The sequence below is a fragment of the Lacrimispora sanguinis genome, assembly GCF_044987295.1.
Classification (GTDB): domain Bacteria; phylum Bacillota; class Clostridia; order Lachnospirales; family Lachnospiraceae; genus Lacrimispora; species Lacrimispora celerecrescens_B.
Genome location: NZ_CP173277.1, coordinates 2,303,466 through 2,329,220, shown reverse-complemented (window position 1 = coordinate 2,329,220; position 25,755 = coordinate 2,303,466). Strand labels below are relative to the sequence as shown.

Annotated in this window: 21 protein-coding genes and 2 tRNA genes; 19 read left to right on the top strand and 4 right to left on the bottom strand. The window is 43.2% G+C overall.

Annotated elements, in window-relative coordinates:
- The first annotated feature begins 2 nt into the window (after positions 1-2).
- Complete coding sequence (locus ACHZES_RS10820) at positions 3-1,466, top strand: hypothetical protein (protein ID WP_395548000.1); 1,464 nt, start codon at positions 3-5, stop codon at positions 1,464-1,466.
- 80 nt (positions 1,467-1,546) lie between these two features.
- Positions 1,547-1,619, top strand: a tRNA-Gln gene (locus tag ACHZES_RS10815).
- Positions 1,620-1,713: 94 nt separating this feature from the next.
- On the opposite strand, the gene ACHZES_RS10810 is transcribed toward ACHZES_RS10815, so the two are convergent.
- The 3 genes from ACHZES_RS10810 to ACHZES_RS10800 are packed head-to-tail and all read right to left on the bottom strand — an operon-like array spanning position 1,714 to position 6,132.
- On the bottom strand, positions 1,714-2,829 hold the full coding sequence (locus tag ACHZES_RS10810) for a glycoside hydrolase family 105 protein (RefSeq protein ID WP_395548001.1): 1,116 nt from the start codon (positions 2,827-2,829) through the stop codon (positions 1,714-1,716).
- 1 nt (position 2,830) lies between these two features.
- Positions 2,831-4,357, bottom strand: coding sequence for a response regulator (locus ACHZES_RS10805; RefSeq protein WP_395548003.1), 1,527 nt, complete (start codon positions 4,355-4,357; stop codon positions 2,831-2,833).
- Positions 4,357-6,132 carry a sensor histidine kinase gene (locus ACHZES_RS10800; RefSeq protein WP_395548005.1) on the bottom strand — a complete coding sequence of 592 codons (1,776 nt, stop codon included), beginning with the start codon at positions 6,130-6,132 and terminating at the stop codon, positions 4,357-4,359. Before ACHZES_RS10800 ends, ACHZES_RS10805 begins: the two co-directional genes overlap by 1 nt.
- Before the next feature lie 215 nt (positions 6,133-6,347).
- Between ACHZES_RS10800 and ACHZES_RS10795 the strand changes: the two genes are divergently transcribed.
- From ACHZES_RS10795 to ACHZES_RS10735, 13 genes are all read left to right on the top strand, one after another.
- Positions 6,348-7,703 carry an ABC transporter substrate-binding protein gene (locus ACHZES_RS10795; RefSeq protein ID WP_395548007.1) on the top strand — a complete coding sequence of 452 codons (1,356 nt, stop codon included), beginning with the start codon at positions 6,348-6,350 and terminating at the stop codon, positions 7,701-7,703.
- A gap of 118 nt (positions 7,704-7,821) precedes the next feature.
- Entirely contained in the window at positions 7,822-8,733 is a 912-nt protein-coding gene (locus ACHZES_RS10790; protein ID WP_089991367.1) for a carbohydrate ABC transporter permease, read from the top strand.
- A gap of 5 nt (positions 8,734-8,738) precedes the next feature.
- Positions 8,739-9,584 (top strand): carbohydrate ABC transporter permease, encoded by an 846-nt coding sequence (locus ACHZES_RS10785; RefSeq protein ID WP_154527193.1) that lies wholly within the window; start codon positions 8,739-8,741, stop codon positions 9,582-9,584.
- 50 nt (positions 9,585-9,634) lie between these two features.
- Complete coding sequence (locus ACHZES_RS10780) at positions 9,635-11,344, top strand: glycoside hydrolase family 2 protein (RefSeq protein ID WP_395548009.1); 1,710 nt, start codon at positions 9,635-9,637, stop codon at positions 11,342-11,344.
- Positions 11,345-11,477: 133 nt separating this feature from the next.
- A tRNA-Gln gene (locus ACHZES_RS10775) sits at positions 11,478-11,550 on the top strand.
- A 134-nt stretch (positions 11,551-11,684) separates the two neighbouring features.
- Entirely contained in the window at positions 11,685-12,410 is a 726-nt protein-coding gene (locus ACHZES_RS10770; protein ID WP_038281120.1) for an acyl-[acyl-carrier-protein] thioesterase, read from the top strand.
- Between the two features lies 1 nt (position 12,411).
- Entirely contained in the window at positions 12,412-13,251 is an 840-nt protein-coding gene (locus ACHZES_RS10765; protein WP_154527197.1) for a S1 RNA-binding domain-containing protein, read from the top strand.
- Between the two features lie 28 nt (positions 13,252-13,279).
- Positions 13,280-13,864 carry a bifunctional 2-polyprenyl-6-hydroxyphenol methylase/3-demethylubiquinol 3-O-methyltransferase UbiG gene (locus ACHZES_RS10760; RefSeq protein WP_038281117.1) on the top strand — a complete coding sequence of 195 codons (585 nt, stop codon included), beginning with the start codon at positions 13,280-13,282 and terminating at the stop codon, positions 13,862-13,864.
- Between the two features lie 320 nt (positions 13,865-14,184).
- Positions 14,185-15,297 (top strand): ABC transporter ATP-binding protein, encoded by a 1,113-nt coding sequence (locus tag ACHZES_RS10755; protein WP_038281115.1) that lies wholly within the window; start codon positions 14,185-14,187, stop codon positions 15,295-15,297.
- A 103-nt stretch (positions 15,298-15,400) separates the two neighbouring features.
- Entirely contained in the window at positions 15,401-16,489 is a 1,089-nt protein-coding gene (locus ACHZES_RS10750; protein WP_025231463.1) for a CdaR family transcriptional regulator, read from the top strand.
- A gap of 211 nt (positions 16,490-16,700) precedes the next feature.
- A complete protein-coding gene (gene ftsE / locus ACHZES_RS10745; RefSeq protein ID WP_038281111.1) occupies positions 16,701-17,387 on the top strand; it encodes a cell division ATP-binding protein FtsE in 687 nt (228 codons plus the stop codon).
- Positions 17,377-18,285, top strand: coding sequence for a permease-like cell division protein FtsX (gene ftsX / locus ACHZES_RS10740; protein WP_038281109.1), 909 nt, complete (start codon positions 17,377-17,379; stop codon positions 18,283-18,285). The genes ftsE and ftsX overlap by 11 nt, the downstream gene beginning before the upstream one ends.
- 502 nt (positions 18,286-18,787) lie before the next feature.
- On the top strand, positions 18,788-20,095 hold the full coding sequence (locus tag ACHZES_RS10735) for a S41 family peptidase (RefSeq protein WP_395548010.1): 1,308 nt from the start codon (positions 18,788-18,790) through the stop codon (positions 20,093-20,095).
- A 123-nt stretch (positions 20,096-20,218) separates the two neighbouring features.
- Here the strand turns inward: ACHZES_RS10735 and ACHZES_RS10730 are convergent, their stop codons facing one another.
- A complete protein-coding gene (locus ACHZES_RS10730; RefSeq protein WP_154527199.1) occupies positions 20,219-21,241 on the bottom strand; it encodes a low specificity L-threonine aldolase in 1,023 nt (340 codons plus the stop codon).
- A gap of 158 nt (positions 21,242-21,399) precedes the next feature.
- Here ACHZES_RS10730 and uvrB point away from each other — a divergent pair, with 158 nt between their 5' ends.
- From uvrB to feoB, 4 genes are read left to right on the top strand one after another with little or no spacing between them, the layout of a single operon-like run.
- Positions 21,400-23,385, top strand: coding sequence for an excinuclease ABC subunit UvrB (gene uvrB, locus ACHZES_RS10725; protein ID WP_154527201.1), 1,986 nt, complete (start codon positions 21,400-21,402; stop codon positions 23,383-23,385).
- A gap of 30 nt (positions 23,386-23,415) precedes the next feature.
- A complete protein-coding gene (locus tag ACHZES_RS10720) occupies positions 23,416-23,538 on the top strand; it encodes a hypothetical protein (protein ID WP_404820366.1) in 123 nt (40 codons plus the stop codon).
- Positions 23,525-23,758 (top strand): FeoA domain-containing protein, encoded by a 234-nt coding sequence (locus ACHZES_RS10715; RefSeq protein ID WP_038281099.1) that lies wholly within the window; start codon positions 23,525-23,527, stop codon positions 23,756-23,758. Before ACHZES_RS10720 ends, ACHZES_RS10715 begins: the two co-directional genes overlap by 14 nt.
- Positions 23,751-25,748 (top strand): ferrous iron transport protein B, encoded by a 1,998-nt coding sequence (feoB, locus tag ACHZES_RS10710; protein WP_395548011.1) that lies wholly within the window; start codon positions 23,751-23,753, stop codon positions 25,746-25,748. Before ACHZES_RS10715 ends, feoB begins: the two co-directional genes overlap by 8 nt.
- Positions 25,749-25,755: the final 7 nt, after the last annotated feature.

The following is a 25,755-nucleotide window of genomic DNA, read 5'->3' as shown; positions in this document are numbered from 1 at the left end:
AAATGGCTGAATTAAATCGCAGACAACTGAATAGACAACAGATTGAAGCCTGCTTAAAATCTGCGGCCGGGGATTTGACTCCGAATGTTCTGGAACGAATTGACTTAAGTACGCCTCAATTAAAGGCAGAGAAGGAAAAACGTTCCGTTTTCTTCCTGAGGCAGAGGGTGATTGCAACCTTGGTGGCGGCATGTTTTTGTATGATCGCATTGGCAGGGGGAACTTATACTTATCAAAATGGAAAAGTGGATTCTGTAATCGGAATAGATGTAAACCCAAGCGTGGAATTATCGGTGAATAAAAAGAATAAAGTCCTGGAGGCAAAAGCCCTGAATGAGGATGGGGAAAGCATCATGCAGGACATGGATTTAAAAGGTGTGGATTTGAACACCGCTGTCAACGCTGTGATTGGCTCCATGGTGACTCATGGTTATCTAAGCCAGCTGGATAATGCGATCCTGGTTACTGTGTCCAATGACAGCATCAGCAAGGCACAGGGCCTGCGCTATGCGGTGGTGAATGACATCCGGAATACCCTTGAGGAAAAACAGCTGAAAGCGGTAGTATATGACCAGCAGGTCATGGAAGAGGATGAAGTAAAACAGCTGGCAGATGAATATAAGATTTCTTATGGAAAAGCATATTTTTTGAGGGAACTGATTTTACAGAACAATTCTCTTTCCATGGATGATATGAAGTCGCTGGCGCCTCTTACCATGGAGGAGATCGCAAAAGAAATTACGGAGCGTTCTTATGCAGTGAGTGGTAAGACCGATGCGGGGGAAGAAACAATTCCGGCGCGAACAACCCAGGTTGCCACAGAAACCGTGCCCGAGACCATAACGGAGAGTCCTGTAGCTGAGGAATCCAGCACTGCGGTCCCTTCATCAGAAGCGACCCAGGCACCGACACAGGCGACTCAAACCCAGCCAACAGCCGCCACAGAAGCGACTACAGCGGAAGAGACCACTTCAGAAGCGGAAGTTGTAACGACAGAAAATATTAAAGTTGACTATGTGGATTATGACAACGGCGTTGTAATGGTTTATTTTAAAACTAAAGTGAAATGGAAAAATCCTACGGTCTCAGTAAAAGACGGAGATGAAAAAACCTATTCTGCCAAGGTAGGAGATACAGATTCCTATTCCTGTGAGATTCATGTGACAGGTCTGCAGGGAGGTATGGAATATACCTTTACTCTGGGCGGTATTTCTCCTAAAATAGGGAAGCAGACAACCGTAAAGGGGATCTTTGAGACTCCTGTGATCGGAGACGGAAATGCGGATCCGGATTTGACAGAAGAAGAGAGTGAAGAGACAAAACCAACGGAGCAGACGGAACCTGCAAAAGAAAGCCCGTCTGAGACGTCAAAGAATGCAACGGAAACTGGGAATAACAGTTCTAAGGAAGAGCCTCATACAACAAAATACCAGGAAGAGCCTGCAACATCAAGAAGCTCTTCCTGATGGTTCATTTTTGGAAATAAAGTGTAAAAAAGTACTTGACCAGAATGAAAAGCTATAGTATAATACATTCGTTGCACTGATGGGCTATCGCCAAATGGTAAGGCAACGGACTCTGACTCCGTCATTTTCAAGGTTCGAATCCTTGTAGCCCAGTGATAAGAAAAACCAGTAAATATAAGATTTACTGGTTTTTTTGTATGTATTTTTAACTCTTCAAGCAGGGAACGGATTGCGGATATCCGATTGACTATTCATTCAAAGCTTCGACCAGTGAGATCAGAGCCAATGATTGTCCGTAGGCCATGGGACGAATGGTAATGTTTTTATAATGATCTTCATCATAGCCCATCCCGGTTCCTGCGGAAACATTTAACACGGTTCCGTCTTCTCCTATATTTTTGCATACCGCCTTAACGGCCCTATCTGCACAGACATAATATGATTCATCAAGAATCCCCATTTTTATTCCTTTTAGAATACCACCGGCGATTGCTCCCGAGCCAGATACCTCTTCGTAGCTTGAAGGATCAGTAAGAACGGTATGCCATAAACCAGATGGAGCCTGTAAACCTATCAATGCATTTACCTGGGCTTTAAAGGTATCTGTCAGGTAAGTGAGAAGACCATGGTCAATCGTTCCTTCGTAGGACTCTATAAATTCCAGAATTCCATAGGTAAACCAGGAATTTCCCCTGCACCAGAAAACTCCTCCGAAATTATTATTTAACAGAAAGCTCCAGCCGTGATAAAATAACCCGGTATGCTTGTCATATAAATATTTGATATGTAATAATACCTGATGAAGCGCTTCACCGATCCACTCCTGATTCTGGAAACGATGGCCCATTTTATTTAAAAACAAAACTGCCATGAATAACGTATCAATCCACATTTCTCCTTCATTTAACAGGATACCGTCACGGTCTCCTATGGCAGTTACCACATGCTGGAAACCGCCTTCTTTTGTTTTGGGAAGTCCTGTCATTAGCCAGTGGGCGTGGTCCAGACATAGTTTCTCATATTCCGGGTTCTTAAGATCATCAAGCAGTTCGGCTAAAACCAGGTAAGGGGCAGTCGTATTAATATTTTTACTGGGCAGTCCTTTCTTTAAATTGTTCTCAAACCAGCTGTCAAAGAATTCTAAGTAACGGTTATCTCCGTAAAATCTCTGTAGCTTTAAAAGACCATAAAGACCTACGCCCTGAGGCCAGTCCCATTCTTCAATACCAAAGTCTCTGGCGATGATACCTCGGCTTGCCTCCTCCTTTCCCACGGAACGGTCATTTTCATAGTCGGCCCCTCCTAAGTTCATTAATTTGTCCATCACAAGATGAATTTTTGGCAGTAATTCTTTGTTTGTCATGTCATTCTCCTCCATTTAACTTTTTAGCATATGCGCTAGGTGTCATCCCCGTATTTTTTTTGAAGATCTGGCTGAAATACTGGGGGTTATTTCCACATCCCACCTGCTGAGCAATCCATTGAATTTGTTCGGTATGACCTTCTGCTAATAATTGCTTGGCTTTCTGGATTCGCAGGATGGTGATGTAGTTTGAAAATTTTTGCTTTGTTTCCTTGCTGAACCGTTTGCTTACATAATCCACATTCATAAAAAGATAATTTTCTGCTATGGATTTCAAGGTAAGATTGGGATTGTCCAGATGTTCTTCTACATACTGCATGACTTTTTCAATAAAAGGGCTGTAGCGCTGGGAATGGTTGGACGGCTCCTTCAGGATCTCGTTAAGCTTTTCACAAAGCAAGGTGCGGACGCCTCCTATCTCAGTCTGCTGGTTTAAATCCATCAGATATTCCGTGGTGTCCACAGAGGAAAGATAGTTGCTTTCCGTGGCAAATTTAATCAGTATCCGTGAACCTGCCTGCTTTAAAAAATCAGGATTGCTGATATCATTTAAAATTGCAGTAAGTTCCTCCAGATGTGATTTTAGCTCTGATCCGTTTGCTTCTATTAAAAGCGTGGAAAGATCTTCTATTTCAGAGATCAAATTTTTATAATTGCAGGTGGGGACTGGCTGCAGTCCATTCATAAAATAGATGATTCCGTAGCGTTTGATCTTTGTAATCATGGTCTCCAAAAGCTTTCCCAGGCTCGAAAAGGTATATCGTTTATAATCTAATTCCACCGACTGTGCATTCGGATTTAAGCTATGCATAAATGTATCGAATTTATCATAGGAGACCTGATATCCTTCGAAAAACAGAATCAGGGAATTTTTTACATAAATGCTGTACAGTTCTATACCAGGTGCATGCTCGGCCATGTAATCGTAAATACAGCTTAAAACGGAGATAAAATAATCTTCTTCCAAATAGTGGAGAAAACACATTTCATATCCCGTATTATAAAAATCCATAAATCCGGAATAGGCATTCCAGGAAGATTCTGCCGGTTCAGGCAGAAAAATCTGTTCATTAATAATATTTGCCAGAATACTGTGGTGGAGGTTGGCGGTTAACGCTTTTTGGCGTTCTTTCAAATCCTGAAATGCCTGACGATGATAGTATTCCTGGATCACATCCCTCATGCTTTCCATGATTTGAGCCTCGTTGCAGGGTTTAAGAAGGTAATGATGGACCCGGTATTTCATCGCCTGTTTTGCATATTCAAATTCTCCAAAGCCAGAAAGCAGGATAAACTGGGTATCCATGTCGGTTTGGGATATACGTTCTATTAACTCTAATCCGGACAGGCCAGGCATACGTATGTCAGTCATAACGATATCCGGGGATTCATCGAGGATCATATTATAGGCCTCAATGCCATCCCGACAGGTTCCGATAAGCTTGATGCCCAGGCTGCTCCAGTCAATAAGAGATGAAATAGATTCCCGGATCATACGTTCATCATCGGCAATAATTAATTTCAGCATTAACGTTCTCCTTTCGTATCAGCAATGACCTCTGGTGGAGGATTAAGGGGAAAAGACAACCGGGCGACGGCCTGGTCTTCCTCATTATAGAGAGTAAGACCGTAGTTCTCTCCGTAAGTTAGTTCCATTCGCTCCATAATATTTAAAAGACCGATTCCAAAACCATGAGGTTCTATCTGGTGAGTTTTCAGTTTCCTTAAAAGGTCTTCTTCAAAGAATGAACTGTTATTCTTTACAGAAACGAAGAGGGAAAAACCATCTGTTTCTGCTACGATTTGAATTCGGCATTCCTCCGTATTTTCTTCCAGTCCATAGCGGATGGCATTTTCCACCAGAGGCTGGAGCGTCAGCTTAAGTACAGAGCAACCGAATAGATTCTGGGGAGCGGATATCTCATATTCCAGACGGTCTTCATAGCGATATTTCTGGATTGTCATATAGCATTGCACAAGCTCCAGTTCCCGGCTTAAAGGAACTTCTTTGTGCTTCTGGTCCAGTGTAATACGAAGAAGAGTGCCTAAGGATTCTGTCATGGAAGAAATATCTTTTGCCCCAACAGTCTTTGCCCTCCAGTTAATGGATTCCAGGGTGTTGTATAAAAAGTGGGGATTCATCTGAGTTTCCAGGGCTTTTAGCTGAGCTTCCTTTATGAGAATTTCATTTAAGTAGTTTGTTCGGATCAGCTGGTTTACTTTATCCACCATTTGGTCAAAGCGGGTGTGAAGAATGCCCAGCTCATCGGTACGTTTGCTGTAATCGTAGGAAATCTGTGGTGTTTCGGTTTGCCCTGCTGCAAATCGTTCCATTTTTAAAAGCAGATTATCAAAATGCCTTGTAATAGAATCAATCAAAGCAGAGGAGAGCAGGATGGCAAGCCCTATGGAGACTGTAATGATGGCCAGGCATACTTTTAAGCTGGTACGGAGAGAATCCGCGATGCTGCCGTATGGAATCAGACAAACATAATCCCAGTCAAATTCCGGTATGATTCCTTTTACGTAAAAGAAGCTGTTTCCATCAGGATTTACAAGACCATATCTGGAATGGAAAAAGTTATCAAAAAGTGACATTTCACCGGCTTTTAAACTGGAGGAATTATAGATTAAGTCCTCCTGACCGTATAGAATATAACGGGTGTCATCATAAAAGTGGCTGGTGCTGGTGGCGGCATTTATCAGCCCGTTTATATTTAAGCTGACAACAAGCGTTCCAAGGGAATCAAGACTTAAATATTCCGACCGGCGTAAGTTCTTGACCATAAACAGGCCGTATTCTTCGCTGTAATCGGTAATCCAAAGAGTACGCCCTTTGGCCTCTTCGCCTCTTGTGACAAGGTCCTGAATGACGGATTCCGGAAGAATATTTTCCGCCGAAATATGGGTATGAATGGAGAACCGGTCTTGATAAAGACTCATATAGTTAATATTATTTTTTCGGAAGGTAAAATAATATTCATTTAAAGTTCCGTAAAGAGCTTTGTATGCAATGGAACGGTCCTGTACACTGGGAGAATCCTTTAAAGTCCCAAGTCCATTTTGAATAATGGTATCAGCCAGAAACATATCAGCCATGGTGGAAATATTATCCAGACGGTTATTCAGCTCTTTGGCAGTATAGGACAAGGATGAGGCCACAGATTGATAGAGCACTTTTTGGTGGGCCTTGGAAACCAGGTGGATACTGAAGAGTGAAACAAAAGCCAAAAGGATAATGCAAAGAAATACAATGGAATGAATCTTCTTTTTTAAAGAGAGATTTCTAATTAACTGCTTCATAAAGGACCGCCTTTCGCGTTCTGAACTGATGACAGGTAAATTATATAGAAAACAGTTCAGTAAAACAACCGGTTATGGAAAAGAACTATTCAAATTATACAGACAACACGGTTTTTTCAACTTGGAACCCGGTTTTACTCATTTACTGGAATAATCGTGGGAAGTATAATGAAGACGCTTGATACAGCAAAAGTAAATGAATGGAGGAAGGTTTCATGAAGAAAAGAATTGCGTTACTAATGGCGGCAGCTATGGCAGCAGCTTCCCTGGCCGGATGCGGAGGCGGTACCACATCTACAACTGCAGACACAACGGAAGGTACTGCAGCAGAAACTACCGCTGTATCTGCAGGGAATGGAGGTGGCGATGTAAAACTGACTATGAGTTGGTGGGGAAATCAGGTCAGAAACGAGAAAACTCAGGCTGCTTTAGACTTATATGCGGAACAGAACCCGGGGACAGTGATAGAAGGGCAGTTTTCCGAGTGGTCTGATTATTGGAATAAACTGGCTACGTCTGCAGCAGGACAGGCAATTCCGGATCTTGTCCAGATGGATTATTCGTTCGTTGATCAATATGTAAAAAATGGACTGTTGATAGATTTAAAGCCATACATTGAAGATGGCACCCTGGATGTCTCCAATATTTCCGAGAACACCATGGCCAGTGGTAAGGTAGGAGATGGAATCTATGCAATCTGTGCGGGAATTAATGCGCCTTCTCTTCTGTATAATAAGACTCTGCTGGAAGAAAATGGGATTGAAGTTAAGGATTATATGACTACGGATGAATTTATTGATTTGTGCCGCCAGGTTTATGAAAAGACAGGGTATAAAACAAACATTGCATATTATAATGCAGGAGCCTACCTGGATTATTTTATGAGAGGCAATGATATTGTTCTTTATGGAGACAAAAAGATGGGGGGAACCGCAGAAGATTACCTTCCATTTTTCCAGATGTATGAAACAGGAATTAAAGAAGGGTGGTTTATTGATCCAGGCGTATTTGCGGAACTTTCTATAGGCTCCGTTGAACAGGAACCTCTGGTCTACGGCTCCGGTCCTGAAACCATGTCCTGGTGTGCTTTTTATAACTCGAATCAGCTGACTGCTATTCAAAAAGCAGCTCCGGAGGGTATGGAAATCGGTATAACGACCTGGCCGTCAGCAGATCCGAAGAAATCCGGTTATTTAAAATCAAGCATGTTCTTCTCTGTCGGCGCTCATACAAAGAATCCGGAAGAAGCAGTTAAGGTTCTTAACTTCTTAACGAATTCCAGTGAGGCAAACAACATTTTGCTTGGGGAAAGAGGTGTTCCGGCTTCCAGTGTGATTGCCGGGGAACTGGCACCGAAGATGAGCGATGTGGATCAAGAGGTAATTCGTTATATTAACGAGGTTGTAACCCCTAACTGTTCCCCCATCAATCCGCCGCAGCCAGACGGTGCAAGTGAGGTTTCCAATCTGTTAAATCAGGTTCAGGAACAGTTGTGCTATGGTGCATATGATGCAGCTACTGCCGCAGAAGAATTCTTTAACGGGTCCAATAATATTATGAGCAAAAAATAATTTAACTACATTTAGTAAGTCCCTGCTCAATGCTGGAAAGGCATCAGTGATGGGTGGGGACTTACTTGTGCCCGGTGAAGCGGGCACACAAACGATTATCCATGAATGGAGGACGTCTATGAAAGACAACAAAGGGGCAGGCCTTAAGCATTTCCTTAACAAAGAAAGTACAGCAGGAGTGGTATTCAGTCTTCCGTTTATCATCGGCTTTCTGTTGTTCATGGTGGTGCCTATGGGAATATCCTTTTACTATTCTTTATGTGATTATAACATTTTGTCGCCGCCTGTTTTTGCTGGACTTAAAAATTACATAAAAATGTTTACTGATGATAAAGTATTTTTTCAGACCATAGGGGTTACATTTTATTTCGCCTTAGTTTCTGTTCCTCTGCGTTTGATTTTTGCACTTATGGTGGCCATGCTTTTGCTCAATACAACAAAGGCAACCGGCTTTTACCGGGCGGCTTACTATCTTCCATCCATCATTGGAGGTTCTGTGGCTGTCGCCATCCTCTGGAAGCGGATGTTTGCAACCGATGGTGTGATCAACCACCTTTTGAGTATTATGGGGATTCAGACCAGCTTTGCTTGGCTTGGAAATAAGAATACAGCCATCTGGACCCTTATTATCCTGGCAGTCTGGCAGTTTGGTTCTTCCATGCTGATCTTCTTGTCATCCTTAAAGCAGATTCCTGTAACACTATATGAGGCTGCCAGAGTAGATGGCGCAAATAAATTTTCTCAGTTTTTCAAAATCACTCTGCCTCTTTTAACACCCACCATTTTCTTTAATCTGGTGATGCAGATGATCAACGGTTTCCTGGCATTTACACAATGTTTCATTATAACCCAGGGAAAACCGCTGAACTCCACTTTGTTCTATACCGTTTATATGTACCAGCAATCCTTTGAGTTCTATAATACCGGATATGGGGCAGCTTTGGCCTGGGTAATGCTGGGAATTATAGGCCTTATTACAGCAATTCTGTTCGCAACAAAGAAATTCTGGGTTTATACGGAGGGGGTGTGAAACAGATGAAGACGAAAAGAAAAATAGGCAAAATTTTTTACCATGTAATTGTTTGTGGTTTGGGGCTTGTAATGATTTATCCTCTGGTTTGGATGGTTATGAGTTCTTTTAAGGATACCAATACAATCTTTACAACAGCAGGTCAGCTGATTCCGGAGAAATTTGTGTTTTCTAATTATATAAATGGCTGGAAAGGCTTTGCCAAGATCACATTTGCAGTCTTTTTTAAGAATTCTCTGTTTATATCTGTTGTAGCAACTTTGGGAACTGTCTTTTCCTCAGCTTTGGTAGCCTATGGTCTTGCAAGATGCAGATTTTTTGGAAGAAAGGCTTTGTTTGTGGCTATGCTGCTTTCCATGATGCTTCCGGCTCAGGTTCTTATGATTCCTCAGTATTTATGGTATCAGAAATTAGGGTGGGTAGGAAGTTATATACCGTTGATTGTTCCTTATTGTTTTGCGATTCAGGGATTCTTTGTTTACCTGCTGATTAATTTCATAGATGGAATTCCTCGTGAGCTTGATGAGGCAGCCAAGATTGACGGTTGTTCTTATTATGGTATATTTTCCAGGATTATCATGCCGCTTATAACCCCGGCGCTTATTACGGCCAGCATTTTTTCATTTATGTGGAGATGGGATGATTTTCTTTCCGCTTTACTCTATATCAATGAGTCTGCCAAATATCCGGTCAGCCTTGCATTAAAGTTATTTTGCGATCCAGGATCTTCTTCCGATTACGGTGCAATGTTTGCAATGGCAACCTTATCAATCCTGCCAGCAGTCATTATCTTTATCTGCCTGCAGAAATACCTGGTGGAAGGTATCAGTACTTCCGGTCTAAAAGGGTAAGTCAAAGTCTTGTTCAAAGTGAAAGTGTGAAAATGGAAAGGAGTATGAAGATGGTCATTAAAAACTATCCGAGACCTGATTTTAAAAGGGAAGATTGGACGGATTTAAATGGAGAATGGGAATTTTCCTTTGATGAACCGGTATTTGACCGGAAAATTCAGGTTCCGTTCTGCTATCAGTCCGAAATGAGTGGAATTGGAGAGACTAGAGTCCACCATATGGTATGGTATCGGAAAGAGTTCGTTGTGGAAAAAGGCAGATTATGTGAAAAAAGCCTGCTTTTAAAGTTTGGAGCCGTGGATTATGAAGCGGAGGTTTATATCAATCAAACCTATGCAGGCGGTCACAGAGGAGGTCACACTCCCTTTGAGGCAGATATTTCCGGACTGGTTACCGAAGGAAAGAATATCATAATAGTTAAAGTCATGGATTACAGTGAAGCGGATAAGCCGAGAGGAAAGCAGACATGGACAGGTGAAAATTTTGCCTGCTGGTACACTCCTACAACCGGGATATGGCAGAGCGTATGGTTGGAATACGCAGGAAAACCCTATATAAAACGGATAAAGGCAACTCCGGATCTGGAACGCAATGAAGCTTTATGCGAAATCTTTATTTCCTCCATGGAGTGTACTGCTGCAGAAGTCTCCTTTCATAGCCTTCCTGCAGAAGGCGGTTTGGAAATGGATCTGGGCAGTTTGAAAATATCCTGTGAAAACGGCTATGGAAAAGGGATACTGGCTTTGCCGGACCTGGATCTGCGCCGGGATCAGCTGACATGGACGCCGGAAAAACCCAATTTGATCGAGATGGAAGTAAAACTTCAAAATGATAAGGTAACCAGTTATTTTGGACTTCGGTCCGTCTGCATTTCAAATGGGAAGATTCTGTTAAACGGAGAGGTGTTATATCAAAGACTGGTTCTTGATCAGGGTTACTGGACTCAAAGTCTTCTTACGCCTCCGGATGAGGAAGCCATCCGAAATGATATATTGCTCTCAAAGAAAATGGGGTTCAACGGGGCTAGAAAACATCAGAAAATAGAAGATCCAAGATATTACTATTGGGCCGATAAACTGGGATTCCTTGTATGGGGAGAGATGCCAAGCTGCTATATGTATACAGACAATACCGTAGAAAACACCTCCAGAGAACTTACTGAATTTATTGAACGGGATTATAACCATCCATCCATTATTACATGGGTGACGGCAAACGAAAGCTGGGGAATGAGAAACATAAAAACGGACATCAGCCAGCAGAGCTTTTCTAATATGCTGTTTTATCAGGCCAAAGCCTTAGATAAGACAAGACCGGTCAGTGGAAACGATGGCTGGGAACAGACGGAGCACACCGATATTCTGGCCTTACATGATTATGAACTTATGCCGGAAACCGAAGGAAAATATGATTGTATGGAAACTATCCTGAATGGTCATGCGGAACGCCGCTTTGTTCTGGCGGATGGGCAGACGTATCGGGGACAGCCTGTCCTGATGACAGAATATGGCGGCATCGCTTTTTCTGCAGAGGAGAAAGGCTGGGGATATTACAATAAGGTGGGTAGTGAAGGGGAATTTTTAAAACGTCTGGAGCCAATTACGGATTTCCTGATTAAAAGCAGAAAATTTACTGGTTTTTGCTACACACAGCTTACAGATGTCATGCAGGAGACAAACGGTCTGCTGAGAGAAGACAGAACGCCTAAGCTTCCACTTGAAAAACTGGAAAAGATCTTTGGAAAGAAAATCTACGAATAAATAATCTTCTGCCGCCCGGACAATTTCTGATAAGGAGTATAATTGAAGCCGGGTGGTTATGAAGTTTTTAGAAAAATTAAAAAAAGCTTGACTAATGAAGAAATATCTTGTATAATTCCTCTTGTTGTATTGATGGGCTATCGCCAAATGGTAAGGCAACGGACTCTGACTCCGTCATTTTCAAGGTTCGAATCCTTGTAGCCCAGTCTGAAAAACGGAACCCTATAAGGTTCCGTTTTTTGTATTATCGTTTGTTAAATTAATGCTAAAGCTTTGGTTTATCTGGACAAGAGCATAAAAATGCTTTATAATGTTATATAATTTTGATGAGAGGTGTGTAATGTATACATTTGGCAGCAGGGTACGCTACAGTGAAACAGATGAGTGCGGAAGACTGACTTTAACAGGTATTATGAATTATCTTCAGGATTGCTCTACGTTTCAATCTGAGGATATTGGTCTTGGGATTTCTTACTTAACAGACCGTCATAAAGCCTGGTGGCTCTCCTCCTGGCAGATCGTGGTGGATCGTTATCCCGTGCTGGGGGAGGAGATCGTGGTAGGTACCTGGCCATATGACTTTAAGGGATTTTACGGATACCGGAATTTCACCATATGTGATAAGGCCGGAGAATACCTAGTAAGGGCTAATTCCGTATGGTTTTTGTTTGATACGGAAAAAGGGCGTCCAGTTAAAATTGAACCGGAAGATCTCCGGGGATATGGAAACGGCAATGAAGAACGCCTTTCCATGGACTATGCTTCCCGTAAGATCCAATTGCCGGAGGAATATGAAGAAACAGAGCCGGTTACCATTGGAAAGCATTATATTGACACGAACCATCATGTCAATAACGCTCAATATGTGGAGATTGCCAGGGAGGTGCTTCCGGATGAGATGGAGGTTTCCGAACTGAGAGTGGAATATAAAAAAGCAGCAGTCTTTGGAGATGTAGTTTATCCCCGCATAAGCCGGACAGAGGAAGGATATACGGTTTCCCTGTGTGATGAAGGGGGAGCAGCTTACGCAGTCATTTGGCTGCGGGGAACAGCAGAGAGGATGTAACATGATTGAATTAGGAAAGATGCAGACCCTGGTAGTACAGAGGGTCAAGGAGTTCGGCGTTTATGTGGGTGAGGATGCAGGAAGTGAGGTTTCCGTACTACTACCCAAAAAACAGGTGCCGGAGGGAGCCGGACCTGGAGACAGTATCCCTGTATTTATCTATAAGGATTCGGAAGACCGGTTGATCGCCACGACTGCAACGCCGAAACTTCAGGCAGGCGAAACGGCTGTGCTTCAAGTAAAGGAAGTTGGGAAAATCGGTGCATTTCTCGATATGGGACTTGAAAAGGATCTGCTTCTTCCTTTTAAAGAGCAGACCCATAAGGTAAAGCAGGGAGAGAAGGTGCTGGTGGCACTTTACATTGATAAAAGCAAACGTCTGGCAGCTACTATGAGGGTATATTCCTATATGAGCAATCAGTCGCCTTATAAGAAGGATGATCAGGTGACCGGAATTATTTATGAAATCAATGAAACCCTGGGAGCCTTTGTAGCGGTAGATCATAAGTATTACGGACTGATTCCCCGGAAAGAAGTTTTTGAAAACTATCGGGAAGGCGATGAAGTAACGGCACGGGTAATTAAGGTAAGAGAAGACGGAAAACTGGATTTAAGTCCCAGACAGAAGGCTTATATCCAAATGGATACGGATTCCGCCAAGGTTCTTGAGATCATAGAAACACAGTTTGACGGAAGCCTGCCGTTTACTGATAAGGCGGATCCGGAGATCATCAAGCGGGAGTTTTCTATGAGTAAGAATGCATTTAAACGTGCAATCGGGCATCTCCTGAAAGAAGGAAAAGTCCGGATAACAGAAAGTAAAATTGAGAGAATCAGATAACGGGTAAAAGGATAACAGGAGGATTATTTTGGACTCGATAGACTATTATAATAAGTATGCGGCAAAGGAATTTGAAGAAACGGTGAACCAGGATATGTCGGGAATTATGAAGGAATTCCTGGATCTTCTGAAAGAAGGTGATACGATTCTGGACTTAGGCTGCGGATCAGGCAGGGACAGCCTGTCTTTCTATGAACTGGGATATGATGTGACACCGCTTGATGCATCGGAAGAGATGTGTAAGCTGGCAGAAATCCATACCGGTCTTGAAGTGCTTCAGATGACATTTGAACAAGTAGATTTTGATAATGTGTTTGATGGAATCTGGGCATGCGCATCCTTACTTCACACTCCAAAGAAGGAACTGTCTGACATTCTTACAAAGATAGCAAGGGCCTTAAATGATAAGGGAATCCTTTATATGTCTTTTAAACTTGGAGATTATGAAGGATTCAGAGGAAAACGGTATTTCTGTGACTTTACGGCAGATTCCATCTCAGAACTCTTAAGAGATAACGGACGGTTTGAGATCGTAAAGCTTTGGGAAACAGAGGATGTGCGTTCTGGTCATTCTGACGATAGATGGCTGAACGTTCTTGTAAGAAAACAATAAAATCACGTATAAGATTTACAAGACGGTGCCAAAAATATTGGCGCCGTCTTGTGATTTCTGACTAAAACAGGGCGTAAATACGGTATGCTTATCGAATATAAACAGAAATATTGGAGCGTTTCTCTTGATATTTTGACGTTTCAGTCACTTTTAAAACCCGTTATACAAATTAGCCAAAAGCCAGAAATGTATTTTGGTAAATAACAATATGGTAAAAGAAAAATAATTCATGTATGATTGTTTCAGAACAAGGGCCGCAGCAAAGAAAGCTGCTGGTTTAAATCAGAGTATAAACATTTTATTTTAGGAGGATTAGTAAGATGGCTAGTTTATCACTGAAAAACATCGTCAAGAAATATCCTAATGGATTTGAAGCAGTTAAGGATTTTAATCTGGATATTGCTGATAAGGAGTTCGTCATTTTCGTAGGACCATCTGGATGCGGTAAATCCACAACTCTCCGTATGATTGCAGGCCTGGAAGACATTTCTTCTGGAGAGCTTTACATTGACGGAAAATTAATGAATGATGTAGAGCCAAAAGACAGAGATATCGCAATGGTATTCCAGAACTACGCTCTGTATCCTCATATGACAGTATTTGATAACATGGCGTTTGGCCTGAAGCTGAGAAAAACTCCAAAGGATGAAATTGATAAGCTGGTTCATGAAGCTGCAAGAATCCTTGATCTTGAGCATTTATTAGACCGTAAACCAAAGGCTTTATCTGGTGGACAAAGACAGCGTGTTGCCATGGGACGTGCTATTGTACGTAACCCGAAAGTATTCTTAATGGATGAGCCGTTATCCAACCTTGATGCAAAGCTGAGAGGCCAGATGCGTATTGAGATTTCCAAACTGCATCAGAGACTTCAGGCAACCATTATCTACGTAACTCATGACCAGACAGAGGCTATGACACTTGGTACCAGAATCGTAGTTATGAAGGATGGCGTGATCCAGCAGGTTGACTCTCCTCAGAACTTATACGATAAGCCAGGTAATAAATTTGTTGCAGGATTTATCGGCGCTCCTCAGATGAACTTAATCGAAGCTACTGTAGCTAAGAGAGGAAACGACGTTACTTTAACATTTGGCGGAAATACAATCGCTCTTCCAGAAGGAAAAGCGAAAAAATTAGAAGATGCCGGCTATATCGGAAAGACTGTAGTCTTAGGCATTCGTCCGGAAGATTTACATGATGAGGAAGCTTTCCTTACATCTTCTCCAGAAAGCGTTATTGACGCTACGATCAGAGTTTATGAGTTGTTAGGTGCTGAAGTTTACTTATACTTTGATGTGGAAGATGTAAACTTTACTGCAAGAGTAAATCCTCGTACAACAGCAAGACCTGGGGATACAATTAAGCTGGCTCTTGACTTAACAAAGATCCATGTATTCGATAAAGACACAGAAATCGTCGTTTTAAACTAAAATTTATGAAATTTTAAGCAAGCGGTTATTCTACCCGCTTGCTTTTTTTTTCTTTTTGCTTTAATATATAATAAGGTAAATTTACGAAAAAGGAGAATATGCCATGATTTCGAATCAAATACTTCAAACAACCATTGAAGGATTAAAAGGGATTACGAGAATTGATCTGTGTATTTGTGATACAGAAGGAAAGGTACTGGCAACCACATTTCCTGATGCGGAAGATTATGAAAGTTCAATCCTGGCGTTCGTGGATTCTCCGGCCGACAGCCAGGTAATCCAGGGATATCAGTTTTTTAAAGTGCTAGATGAGCACCAGTTAGAATACATTCTTCTCGCAAAGGGTGGAAGTGACGATGTTTATATGGTCGGCAAGCTGGCCGCTTTCCAGATTCAGAGCCTGCTTGTTGCGTATAAAGAAAGATTTGACAAGGATAACTTCATTAAGAACTTATTGCTTGACAATCTGCTTTTGGTGGATATCTACAACAGGGCAAAGAAGCTTCATATTGAAACAAATATCAAGAGGGTCGTATTCATTATTGAAACCCAGCATGAAAAAGATGTGAACGCACTGGAGACAGTCCGCAACTTATTTGCTGCAAAGACCAAAGATTTTGTTACTGCCGTTGATGAGAAGAACATCATACTTGTTAAGGAAGTAAAAGAAGGCGAAACTTACGAGGATTTGGAGAAGACCGCCAACACTGTTTTAGACATGCTTAATACCGAGGCAATGACTCAGGTCCATATTGCATTTGGTACAATTGTAAGCGAAATCAAAGAAGTTTCCAGATCTTATAAGGAAGCTAAGATGGCTATGGATGTTGGTAAGATTTTCTATAGCAATAAAAATGTGGTTGCCTATAGTAAACTGGGAATCGGACGTCTGATTTATCAGCTTCCGCTGCCTTTATGCCGCATGTTCATCAAAGAGATTTTCGATGGCAAGTCACCGGATGATTTTGATGATGAAACATTGACAACAATTAATAAATTCTTTGAAAACAGCTTAAATGTTTCAGAGACATCAAGACAGCTTTATATTCACAGAAATACCCTTGTTTACCGTCTGGACAAGCTTCAGAAGAGTACCGGTCTGGACCTGCGCGTATTTGAAGATGCCATCACCTTTAAGATTGCCCTGATGGTAGTAAAATACATGAAATATATGGAAAATCAAGACTATTAACGCTGGCTATGAGCAGTGCGAAAAGGGGCAGCTATACAGCTGCGTTGTGCTTGCACAAAAGCAGTTGTATAGCTGCCCCTTTTCATAGGGCGAAGCCCGTAAACCGAGATGGAGCGAAGCGCAATCGAGGTTACACTGCGGGGTCAAGGGCCTAATTTTTATCCCCCCCCAAACGCAAAAGTAATCAAAGCACAAATATTAGAGGACTGAAATGATTGAACTATGGAACGTAAGCAAAACATATGAGGCCGGAAATAAAGCGCTGCGTAATGTCAGCATGACCATTGAGGACGGGGAATTCGTTTTTATCATTGGCCGCAGCGGTTCAGGCAAATCCACTCTTTTAAAAATGCTGTTAAAAGAAGTGGAACCGACCTCCGGTAAAATAGTTGTGAATGATATGAATCTGAGCAAAATGCCCAGAGGTTTCATTCCCAAATACCGGCGAAAGCTTGGCATGGTTTTCCAGGATTTCCGTCTGTTGAAGGATCGGAATGTCTACGAAAATGTAGCCTTTGCGCAGCGGGTAATCGGAGCATCCACAAGAAGCATCAGAGAGTCGGTTCCCGCCATGTTAAAGATGGTGGGACTTTCTTCAAAATACAAGTTTTTTCCTCAGCAGTTATCCGGCGGGGAGCAGCAGCGTGTTGCCATTGCCAGGGCTTTGATTAACCGTCCTGAAATCCTGCTGGCAGATGAGCCTACCGGTAATCTGGATGGCCATAACTCCATGGAGATCATGAAGCTGTTAAATGAGGTTAATAAGCTGGGGACAACAGTAATCGTTGTCACCCATAGCCAGGAAATTGTAGACCGGATGAAAAAACGGGTGATTGTGATGGATCGTGGAACCATCATAAGCGACGAGAAAAAAGGCGGTTATACATATGAGAATTAGTACATTTTGGTATTGCCTGAAACAAGGTGTAAATAATATATGCAGGAACATTTTGTTTTCTCTGGCGTCCATTGCAACGGTTTCCGCCTGCATTTTTTTGTTCTGCCTGTTTTTTTCCATTGTTATTAACGTTCAATATGTAATTAAAAACACAGAAAGCACGGTAGGAATCACAGTATTTTTTGATGATGGCCTGGACGCGAACAAGATCAAGGAAATCGGCAATAAGATCAAAGCCAGAGACGACGTGAAGGAAGTGACGTTCACTTCTGCAGAGGACGCATGGGCGGAAGCGAAGCAGGAATACTTCGGCGATATGCAGGATCTCGCGGAAGGATTTGAGGAGGACAACCCGCTGGCCAATTCAGCTTCTTATACCATATTTTTAAATGATCTGGTGGATCAGGACCAGGTTGTTGACTGGTTAAAAGGCATTGAAGGTGTCAGGAAAGTCAATTACTCCAAAACAGCAGCAGAAGGAATGAATAGCTTAAATAAGGTGATCGGAGTTCTTTCCATGCTGATCATCGGCGTTTTGCTGGCTGTGGCCATATTCCTGATCAGCAATACCATATCCGTGGCGGCGGCTTTCCGAAAAAATGAAAACCAGATCATGAAATTAATTGGCGCAACCAATTATATGATTCGGGCACCCTTTGTGGTGGAAGGAATTATCATTGGATTGGTGGGTGCCTGCATTCCTCTGATATCTATTTATTTCCTATATCGGTCCGCGGTTGGATATGTGGTCACAAAGTTCAGCATCTTATCAGGGCTGTTTCAGTTCCTTCCTGTGGAAGCCATATTCCCCTATATGGCGGCAACGGCATTGACACTTGGCGTTGGAATCGGTTTTTTTGTAAGCTTCTTTACCATCCGGAAACATCTGAAAGTATAAGGACTGAATTCCAACTTTTGAACATGGAATATATTGGCAGCATGGCTGCATATGATAGAAAAATGCCGGAGAGTAATATCCGGTCAAGGTAACAATTCTCAGCTTTCCAGTTACGGAAATAGATTGGGGCCCACCAGAGAGCTTTTCTGAGCCGAAAAAAGATGCTGCTGCAGGGAAGCAGGCCGGAAAAACGTATAATACGGTTGGTATGGGGAATATTAAATTTATATGGCTCTGCCCGCGTTAAGCCGGCGGCCATAACTACATACAGTTATTCTGCCGGCATATATCAAATTCTCTTCTTGCGAGAAGTTAATGCCGTTCATATGCTCTGCTCCCATTTTGGATATAAGCAGGAAGTATGGCAGGGGCAGGTAATTGCAGATGTGGGTTAACTGGATATTCCACAGGACCTTATCTCCATGATGAGATCAGGCAGACAGCTTCCATGTAAATCCGGTGAAATGCACAAGCCCATAAAGAGCTAGATAGGAGAATAACAGTGGAAAGTAAGAATAAATTTTGGAAAGGCGCCCTAGTAGGTGCGCTTCTGACCACATTGGCAGGTCTTGTTATTGTGGGTATGTCTTTGGGAATCTTTCTAATCGGCAGGGCTGCAATTGACGGAAAAGGTCAGGCAGCCGAATCCGCTCAGGCAGAGAACCAGGAAGGCAACCTGGATATGAGCCGGATCGTAGCCAAAATCCAGACGATTCAGAGCGTGATCGATAAGTATTATCTCTTTAATGAAGATCCGAAAAATGTAGAAGACTGGATATACAAGGGAATGCTGTATGGACTTGAGGACCCTTATACGGTTTACTATACCAAAGACGAGTATGAGAAATTAGTAGAGGATACAGCCGGAGAATATTGCGGAATCGGAGTCATGGTCAGCCAAAGTGCGACCACTGGAATCATTACCGTGACCAAGGTATTTGAAGGAACACCTGGGGCTGAGGCAGGAATGCTGCCCGGCGACTTAATCTATAAGGTGGGCGATGAGGAAGTAACCGGCATGGATCTGGAGCTGGTGGTAAAGGATCATATCAAAGGGGCAGAAGGAACACCGGTAATCGTAACAGTTCTTCGCCCGGAAACGGGGGCCTACATTGATATGACCATGGAACGCCGTCAGATCACAGTTCCTACCGTGGAGCATGAGATGCTGGCAGATAATATCGGATATATATCGGTCAGTCAGTTTGATACGGTTACAGCAGGTCAGTTTAAGAGCGCCATTGATGATCTGGAAAAACAAGGTATGGAAAAGATGATCGTGGATTTGAGAAATAATCCAGGAGGAGTTGTGGATGCGGTGGTTTCCATGCTGGATTACATTCTTCCGGACGATCTGGTAATTGAAGGAGATCCTAATCTGGTAAGAACCAAGAAGAATAAAACCCTTCTGGTCTATATGGCGGATAAGAATGGAGCAGGAGAGCAGTATTACGCCTCTGACGGCCATAGTGTAGATATGCCCATGGCTGTTTTAGTCAATGGTCAGTCAGCCAGTGCCTCCGAAGTATTTTCCGGAGCCCTTAAGGCCTATGGAAAGGCGAAACTGGTGGGAACAAAAACTTTTGGAAAAGGAATCGTCCAGACACTGTTTCCTCTTGACCATGGTACAGCTATTAAGATGACTGTTGCCCATTATTATACACCAAGCGGCTTTGACCTCCATGGAAAAGGATTGGAGCCGGATGTAGCGGTTGATTTAAAAGAAGAATTAAAAACAAAGATCAAGATAGAGCACAGCGAAGACAATCAGCTTGCGGAAGCTATAAAAGTATTGAATGAGAATCATTAGATTTTAACTAGATCTTTAAAGAAAGAAGTCCTTTATGGCCGGCGAATTAACTGCTGGCCATAGAGGGCTTTTTTCTTTCATGTATTTATTTCATGAACTACTTTACTTCGTAGGCTTCTTCCATCAGCATGTTTCCAGAAGACTGACAAACCTGCGGCATGCTTCTTCGCTGGTAGCCCAGGAGGTGACCAGCCGGATGGCGGTGTGGCTGTCATCGATCCGATCCTGAACCGAAAAGAGGAAGTCCTTCTCCAGCTTTGCAATTACCTGGTCAGGAAAGATGGGAAATAGTTGGTTTGTCATGGAATCAGAATAGAAGGAATATCCGCACTTTTCGATACCTTTTCTTAAGATGGCTGCCATCTCATTTGAGTGGGAGGCTAAATCATAGAAGAGGTTGTTAGAAAACAGTTCCTCAAACTGGATTCCCAGAAGCCAGCCCTTAGCCAGCATGGCTCCACGCTGCTTTACCATAAACCGGAAATCCGGTTTTAAATCCTGATGGCAAATCACCAGGGCTTCTCCAAACAAAGCACCTCCTTTTGTTCCGCCAATATAAAATACATCAGTAAGCCTTGCAATATCCTGCAGCGTTAAATCATTTACAGAACTTGTGAGCGCCGTTCCCATGCGGGCTCCATCTAAAAACAGGTACAATCCCTTTTGGCGGCAGATATGGTGAAGAGCTTCCAGCTCTGCTTTGCTGTATTGGGTGCCGATTTCTGTTGAGTTGGATATATAGACCATTTTCGGCTGTACCATGTGTTCATCGGTGTGAAGATCCAGAGCTTTCTGGATATGGGCAGGAGTCAGCTTTCCGTCTTTGCATGGCATGGCTATAACCTTATGCCCGGTGGCTTCAATCGCTCCTGTCTCATGTACGTTTATATGCCCCTTATCTGTGGAGATGACTGCCTGCCAGGGGCGCAGGGCTGTGCCGATGGTGATTAAATTGGTCTGGGTGCCGCCTACAATAAAATGAACATCTGCGTCCTCTCTGCCGATTTCCTGTCTGATGAGGGCACGGGCGCCGGCGCAGTTGTCATCCAGTCCATATCCGGTTTTTTGGATTAAGTTGGCATTGATCATGGCTTCTAAAATCTTTGGATGGGCCCCTTCGCTATAGTCATTATTAAAACTGTACATAAATAGTCCTCCTGCTGTTTCATAGTATAGGATGTATGATATACTAAAAGGAGAAGAATTACAATACTAAAAGAACAGACGTTCCCTGTTTCGCTATACTTTTTTCATGCCATATGCTATAATTGGAAGTGATAGACATTGTTGGAGGTGAAATAATCATGGACTTTATATTACATTCGGAATATGCTCCTACCGGTGACCAGCCTGAAGCCATTGACCAGCTTGTGAAAGGATTTAAAGAGGGCAATCAATTTCAGACTTTATTGGGAGTTACCGGCTCTGGAAAGACTTTTACCATGGCAAATGTAATTCATAAGCTGCAAAGGCCTACTCTCATCATTGCCCATAATAAGACGCTTGCAGCCCAGCTTTACGGCGAGTTCAAGGAATTTTTTCCTGAAAATGCAGTAGAGTATTTTGTTTCCTATTACGATTACTACCAGCCGGAGGCTTACGTGCCTTCTACGGATACCTATATAGAGAAGGATTCGGCAATTAATGATGAGATTGATAAGCTGCGGCATTCAGCTACGGCTGCTCTTTCGGAGCGGAAAGATGTGATCATCGTGGCCTCGGTTTCCTGTATATACGGCTTGGGAAGCCCCATCGATTATAAGGAAATGGTTATTTCCTTAAGACCTGGCATGATAAAGGACCGTGATGAAGTGGTCCATAAGCTGATTGATATCCAGTATGACCGGAATGATATGGATTTCAGGCGGGGGACCTTCCGAGTAAGAGGAGATGTGGTGGAGATATTCCCGGCCTATTCTGGCAGTGAGGCATACCGGATTGAGTTTTTTGGAGATGAAGTGGAACGCATTACAGAGATAGATACCCTGACAGGAGAGATTCGGGCGGACTTAGGGCATGTGGCTATATTTCCGGCTTCCCATTACGTCGTGTCCAAGGAGAAAATGGAGCGTGCGGCTCAGACAATCCTGGAGGAACTAAAAGAGCAGGTATCTTATTTTAAGAGTGAGGACAAGCTGTTAGAGGCACAGAGGATCTCGGAGCGGACAAATTTTGATGTGGAAATGATGAAAGAAACCGGCTTTTGTTCCGGAATCGAAAACTATTCCAGACATTTGGTCGGAAGCAAGCCGGGAGAGGCGCCCTGTACCCTGATTGATTATTTCCCAGATGATTTTCTGATCATGGTAGATGAGTCCCACATCACCCTGCCTCAGGTACGGGGGATGTTCGCAGGAGACCGTTCCAGAAAGACGACACTTGTGAATTTCGGTTTCCGCCTTCCGTCAGCCCTTGATAACCGGCCCTTAAATTTTGATGAATTTGAATCTAAGATCAATCAGATGATGTTCGTTTCTGCTACGCCCTCCGTTTATGAGGCTGAGCATGAGCTTTTAAGAGTGGAGCAGATAATAAGACCGACCGGACTTCTTGACCCTGAAATTGATGTCAGGCCGGTAGAAGGACAGATTGATGATCTGGTTTCCGAGGTAAATAAGGAAGTAGCAAAGAAAAACAAAGTGCTGATCACCACTCTGACCAAGCGTATGGCCGAGGATCTGACCGATTATATGAGAGAAGTGGGAATCCGGATAAAATATCTCCACTCCGACATCGATACCCTGGAGCGTTCCGAAATTATCCGGGATATGCGTCTGGATGTGTTTGATGTACTGGTGGGAATCAACCTGCTCCGTGAGGGTCTTGATATTCCGGAGATCACCCTGGTAGCCATTCTGGATGCGGATAAAGAAGGCTTTCTCCGCTCGGAGACCTCCCTGATCCAGACCGTAGGAAGGGCGGCCAGAAACTCCGAAGGCCATGTAATCATGTACGCAGATAAGGTAACGGATTCCATGCGGGTGGCGATTGAGGAGACAAACCGAAGGAGAGCCATCCAGCAGCGTTATAATGAAGAGCATGGAATTACTCCTACTACTATCAAAAAGTCAGTCCGCGACCTCATTGCCATATCTAAGGCGGCCATTGAGGATGAGAAGGACTTTAAGAAGGATCCGGAATCCATGGATGCCAAGGAACTGGAAAAGCTTTCCAAGGAGCTTACAAAGAAGATGCACCAGGCTGCAGCAGAGCTTAACTTTGAGGAGGCGGCAAAGCTGCGTGACCGGATGGTCCAGGTAAAAAAGATGCTTTTAGAAATGGAAGAATAAGGAAATAAATAATGTTGTCAGAACAGATGATTGGTATTGACAATGATTCTCAATAAGAGTAAAATCTCAATGGATGCATTTGAGGCAGGAGCTTTGGAACGCCATCGGTTGGAAATGGCTGCATCCAGAGGAGATTATTATGAAGCTATATGAAGGAGAAATCGGAAAAACCTACATCGTTTACAGCGTGATGGTAAAGGATGCCATCACCAGGCGGCTGGAAGCTCTTGGAGTCAATGAGCTGACGCCTGTTACCCTGATGAATAAGAAGGGAAGCGGCACTGTGATTATCAAGGTCAGGGGTACCCGCCTTGCTCTCGGCAGAAGGATATCAGAAGGAATTGAAATCAGGGAGGCTGCAAAACATGAATAAGGAAAACAAAATGATTCGAGTCGGGTTTGTGGGAAACCCCAATTGCGGGAAAACAACCTTATTCAATGCATTTACAGGAGCAAAGCTTAAGGTGGCCAACTGGCCAGGTGTTACCGTGGAGAGAGTGGAAGGAGAGACCAGCTACAAGGGACGCCCCATCCGGGTCATTGACACCCCTGGGATTTACAGCCTTACCTGCTATACCCTGGAAGAAAAAGTAACAAGGAAATGTCTGGAAAGCGGAGAGGTAGATGTGATCATCAACGTGGTTGACGCCTCATCCCTGGAACGGAATCTGTATTTGACCCTTCAGCTTCTGGAACTTAAAAAGCCGGTTATTCTAGCCCTTAACATGATGGACATCGTTGAGGACAGGGGAATGGAAATTGACTTGCATCGTCTTCCTGAGATGTTGGGGTCCATTCCGGTGGTGCCGGTTTCTGCAAGAAAACGGACCGGGCTTGATGTCCTGCTTCATGCAGTAGTACACCATTATGAAGAAGACCCTCAAGGCGTGGTCGTAAATTATACGCCTAAAATTGAGAATAAAATTTCCAAGATAGAAACCGTGTTAAAGGCTCATTATGGGAAGATGGATAATCTAAGGTGGCATGCCATTAAATTCCTGGAATATGATGAGGAGGTCTGGAATGACCATCCCCTTGATTTAAGCAATATCATAGACCATAATTATGAGAAAGAGATTATCAATCAGAAATACGACTATATAGAAAGCATCATCCACGAATGCCTGGTGAACAAGGAACAAAAAGCCGCATTTTCAGATAAGATTGACGAATATCTGACCCACCCCTTTTTAGGTTTACCGTTTTTCCTGGGTATTATGGCGCTGGTGTTCTTTTTAACCTTTACGGTAGGTGATTTCTTAAAGGGGTATTTTGAAATCGCTTTAACTATGCTTTCCACCTACATGTATCAGTTTATGGAAGGCATCCATGCTTCCGCCTGGATTAATTCCCTGGTGGTAGATGGAATTATAGCCGGAGTCGGTGGAATCCTGACGTTCCTGCCTAATATCTTTATTCTGTTCCTTGCACTGGCTTTTCTGGAAGACAGCGGATATATGGCAAGGGTTGCTTATGTCATGAATGAGATTATGGGGCGGGTAGGGCTTTCCGGAAAGGCATTTCTTCCCATGCTATTGGGGTTTGGATGTACCGTTCCGGCAGTTATGGCGGCCAGGTCTCTTCCCAGTGAAAAGGACAGGAAGAGGACTATTTTGATTACGCCTTTTATGTCCTGCTCTGCCAGACTCCCCATATACGTCCTGTTTTCCCAGATGTTTTTCCCGAAACATGCTCTGATTGTAGCCTATTCCCTGTATCTCATCGGACTCATGGTTGCTATTACGATCGCTTATGTGACCCACCGGATGTCTAAAGCTGAGGAAGAGGATACCCTGCTTATTGAACTTCCTGAATATAAGACACCAAATGGCAGAACGGTGGCTATCTATGTATGGGACAAAGTTAGAGATTATTTAAGTAAAGCGGGAACTACCATTTTCCTTGCGACCATAGTGCTTTGGTTTGTGTTAAACAGCGGACCGTCAGGATTTGTGGCAGATGTTTCAAAGAGCTTTGCAGCCGCCATCGGAAGAGTTTTAGTTCCTGTTCTTCGCCCGGCTGGCCTTGGAGACTGGAGGATAGCAGTAGCCCTTATATCCGGGCTTTCTGCAAAGGAAGTGGTTGTTTCCAGCTTTTCGGTTCTCTTTGGAATCAACAATATAAATTCCGCAGCGGGAATGGGAGAACTTTCAGGGATCCTTGGGGGTTTTGGCTTTGGCGGCGTGAATGCCTATGCGTTGATGATTTTCTGCCTCCTGTATTCCCCTTGTATTGCAGCCGTTGCAACGATTAAAAAGGAAACGGGTTCTATGAGTTGGACCCTTGGTATGGTGCTTTTCCAGTTGGCAGTGGCCTGGGCTGCTTCTGTACTGGTATTTCAGATTGGAAGTCTTATTTTTTAAACATAAT

Coding starts and splice junctions, on each gene's coding strand:
- ACHZES_RS10800 (WP_395548005.1), bottom strand. CDS start 6,132: ATGAAGCAGTTAATTAGAAATCTCTCTTTAAAAAAGAAGATTCATTCC.
- feoB (WP_395548011.1), top strand. CDS start 23,751: ATGAATAAGGAAAACAAAATGATTCGAGTCGGGTTTGTGGGAAACCCC.
- ACHZES_RS10730 (WP_154527199.1), bottom strand. CDS start 21,241: ATGTACAGTTTTAATAATGACTATAGCGAAGGGGCCCATCCAAAGATT.
- ACHZES_RS10770 (WP_038281120.1), top strand. CDS start 11,685: ATGTATACATTTGGCAGCAGGGTACGCTACAGTGAAACAGATGAGTGC.
- ACHZES_RS10765 (WP_154527197.1), top strand. CDS start 12,412: ATGATTGAATTAGGAAAGATGCAGACCCTGGTAGTACAGAGGGTCAAG.
- ACHZES_RS10755 (WP_038281115.1), top strand. CDS start 14,185: ATGGCTAGTTTATCACTGAAAAACATCGTCAAGAAATATCCTAATGGA.
- ACHZES_RS10785 (WP_154527193.1), top strand. CDS start 8,739: ATGAAGACGAAAAGAAAAATAGGCAAAATTTTTTACCATGTAATTGTT.
- ACHZES_RS10790 (WP_089991367.1), top strand. CDS start 7,822: ATGAAAGACAACAAAGGGGCAGGCCTTAAGCATTTCCTTAACAAAGAA.
- ACHZES_RS10805 (WP_395548003.1), bottom strand. CDS start 4,357: ATGCTGAAATTAATTATTGCCGATGATGAACGTATGATCCGGGAATCT.
- ACHZES_RS10750 (WP_025231463.1), top strand. CDS start 15,401: ATGATTTCGAATCAAATACTTCAAACAACCATTGAAGGATTAAAAGGG.
- ftsE (WP_038281111.1), top strand. CDS start 16,701: ATGATTGAACTATGGAACGTAAGCAAAACATATGAGGCCGGAAATAAA.
- ACHZES_RS10810 (WP_395548001.1), bottom strand. CDS start 2,829: ATGACAAACAAAGAATTACTGCCAAAAATTCATCTTGTGATGGACAAA.
- ACHZES_RS10795 (WP_395548007.1), top strand. CDS start 6,348: ATGAAGAAAAGAATTGCGTTACTAATGGCGGCAGCTATGGCAGCAGCT.
- ACHZES_RS10780 (WP_395548009.1), top strand. CDS start 9,635: ATGGTCATTAAAAACTATCCGAGACCTGATTTTAAAAGGGAAGATTGG.
- ftsX (WP_038281109.1), top strand. CDS start 17,377: ATGAGAATTAGTACATTTTGGTATTGCCTGAAACAAGGTGTAAATAAT.
- ACHZES_RS10715 (WP_038281099.1), top strand. CDS start 23,525: ATGAAGCTATATGAAGGAGAAATCGGAAAAACCTACATCGTTTACAGC.
- uvrB (WP_154527201.1), top strand. CDS start 21,400: ATGGACTTTATATTACATTCGGAATATGCTCCTACCGGTGACCAGCCT.
- ACHZES_RS10820 (WP_395548000.1), top strand. CDS start 3: ATGGCTGAATTAAATCGCAGACAACTGAATAGACAACAGATTGAAGCC.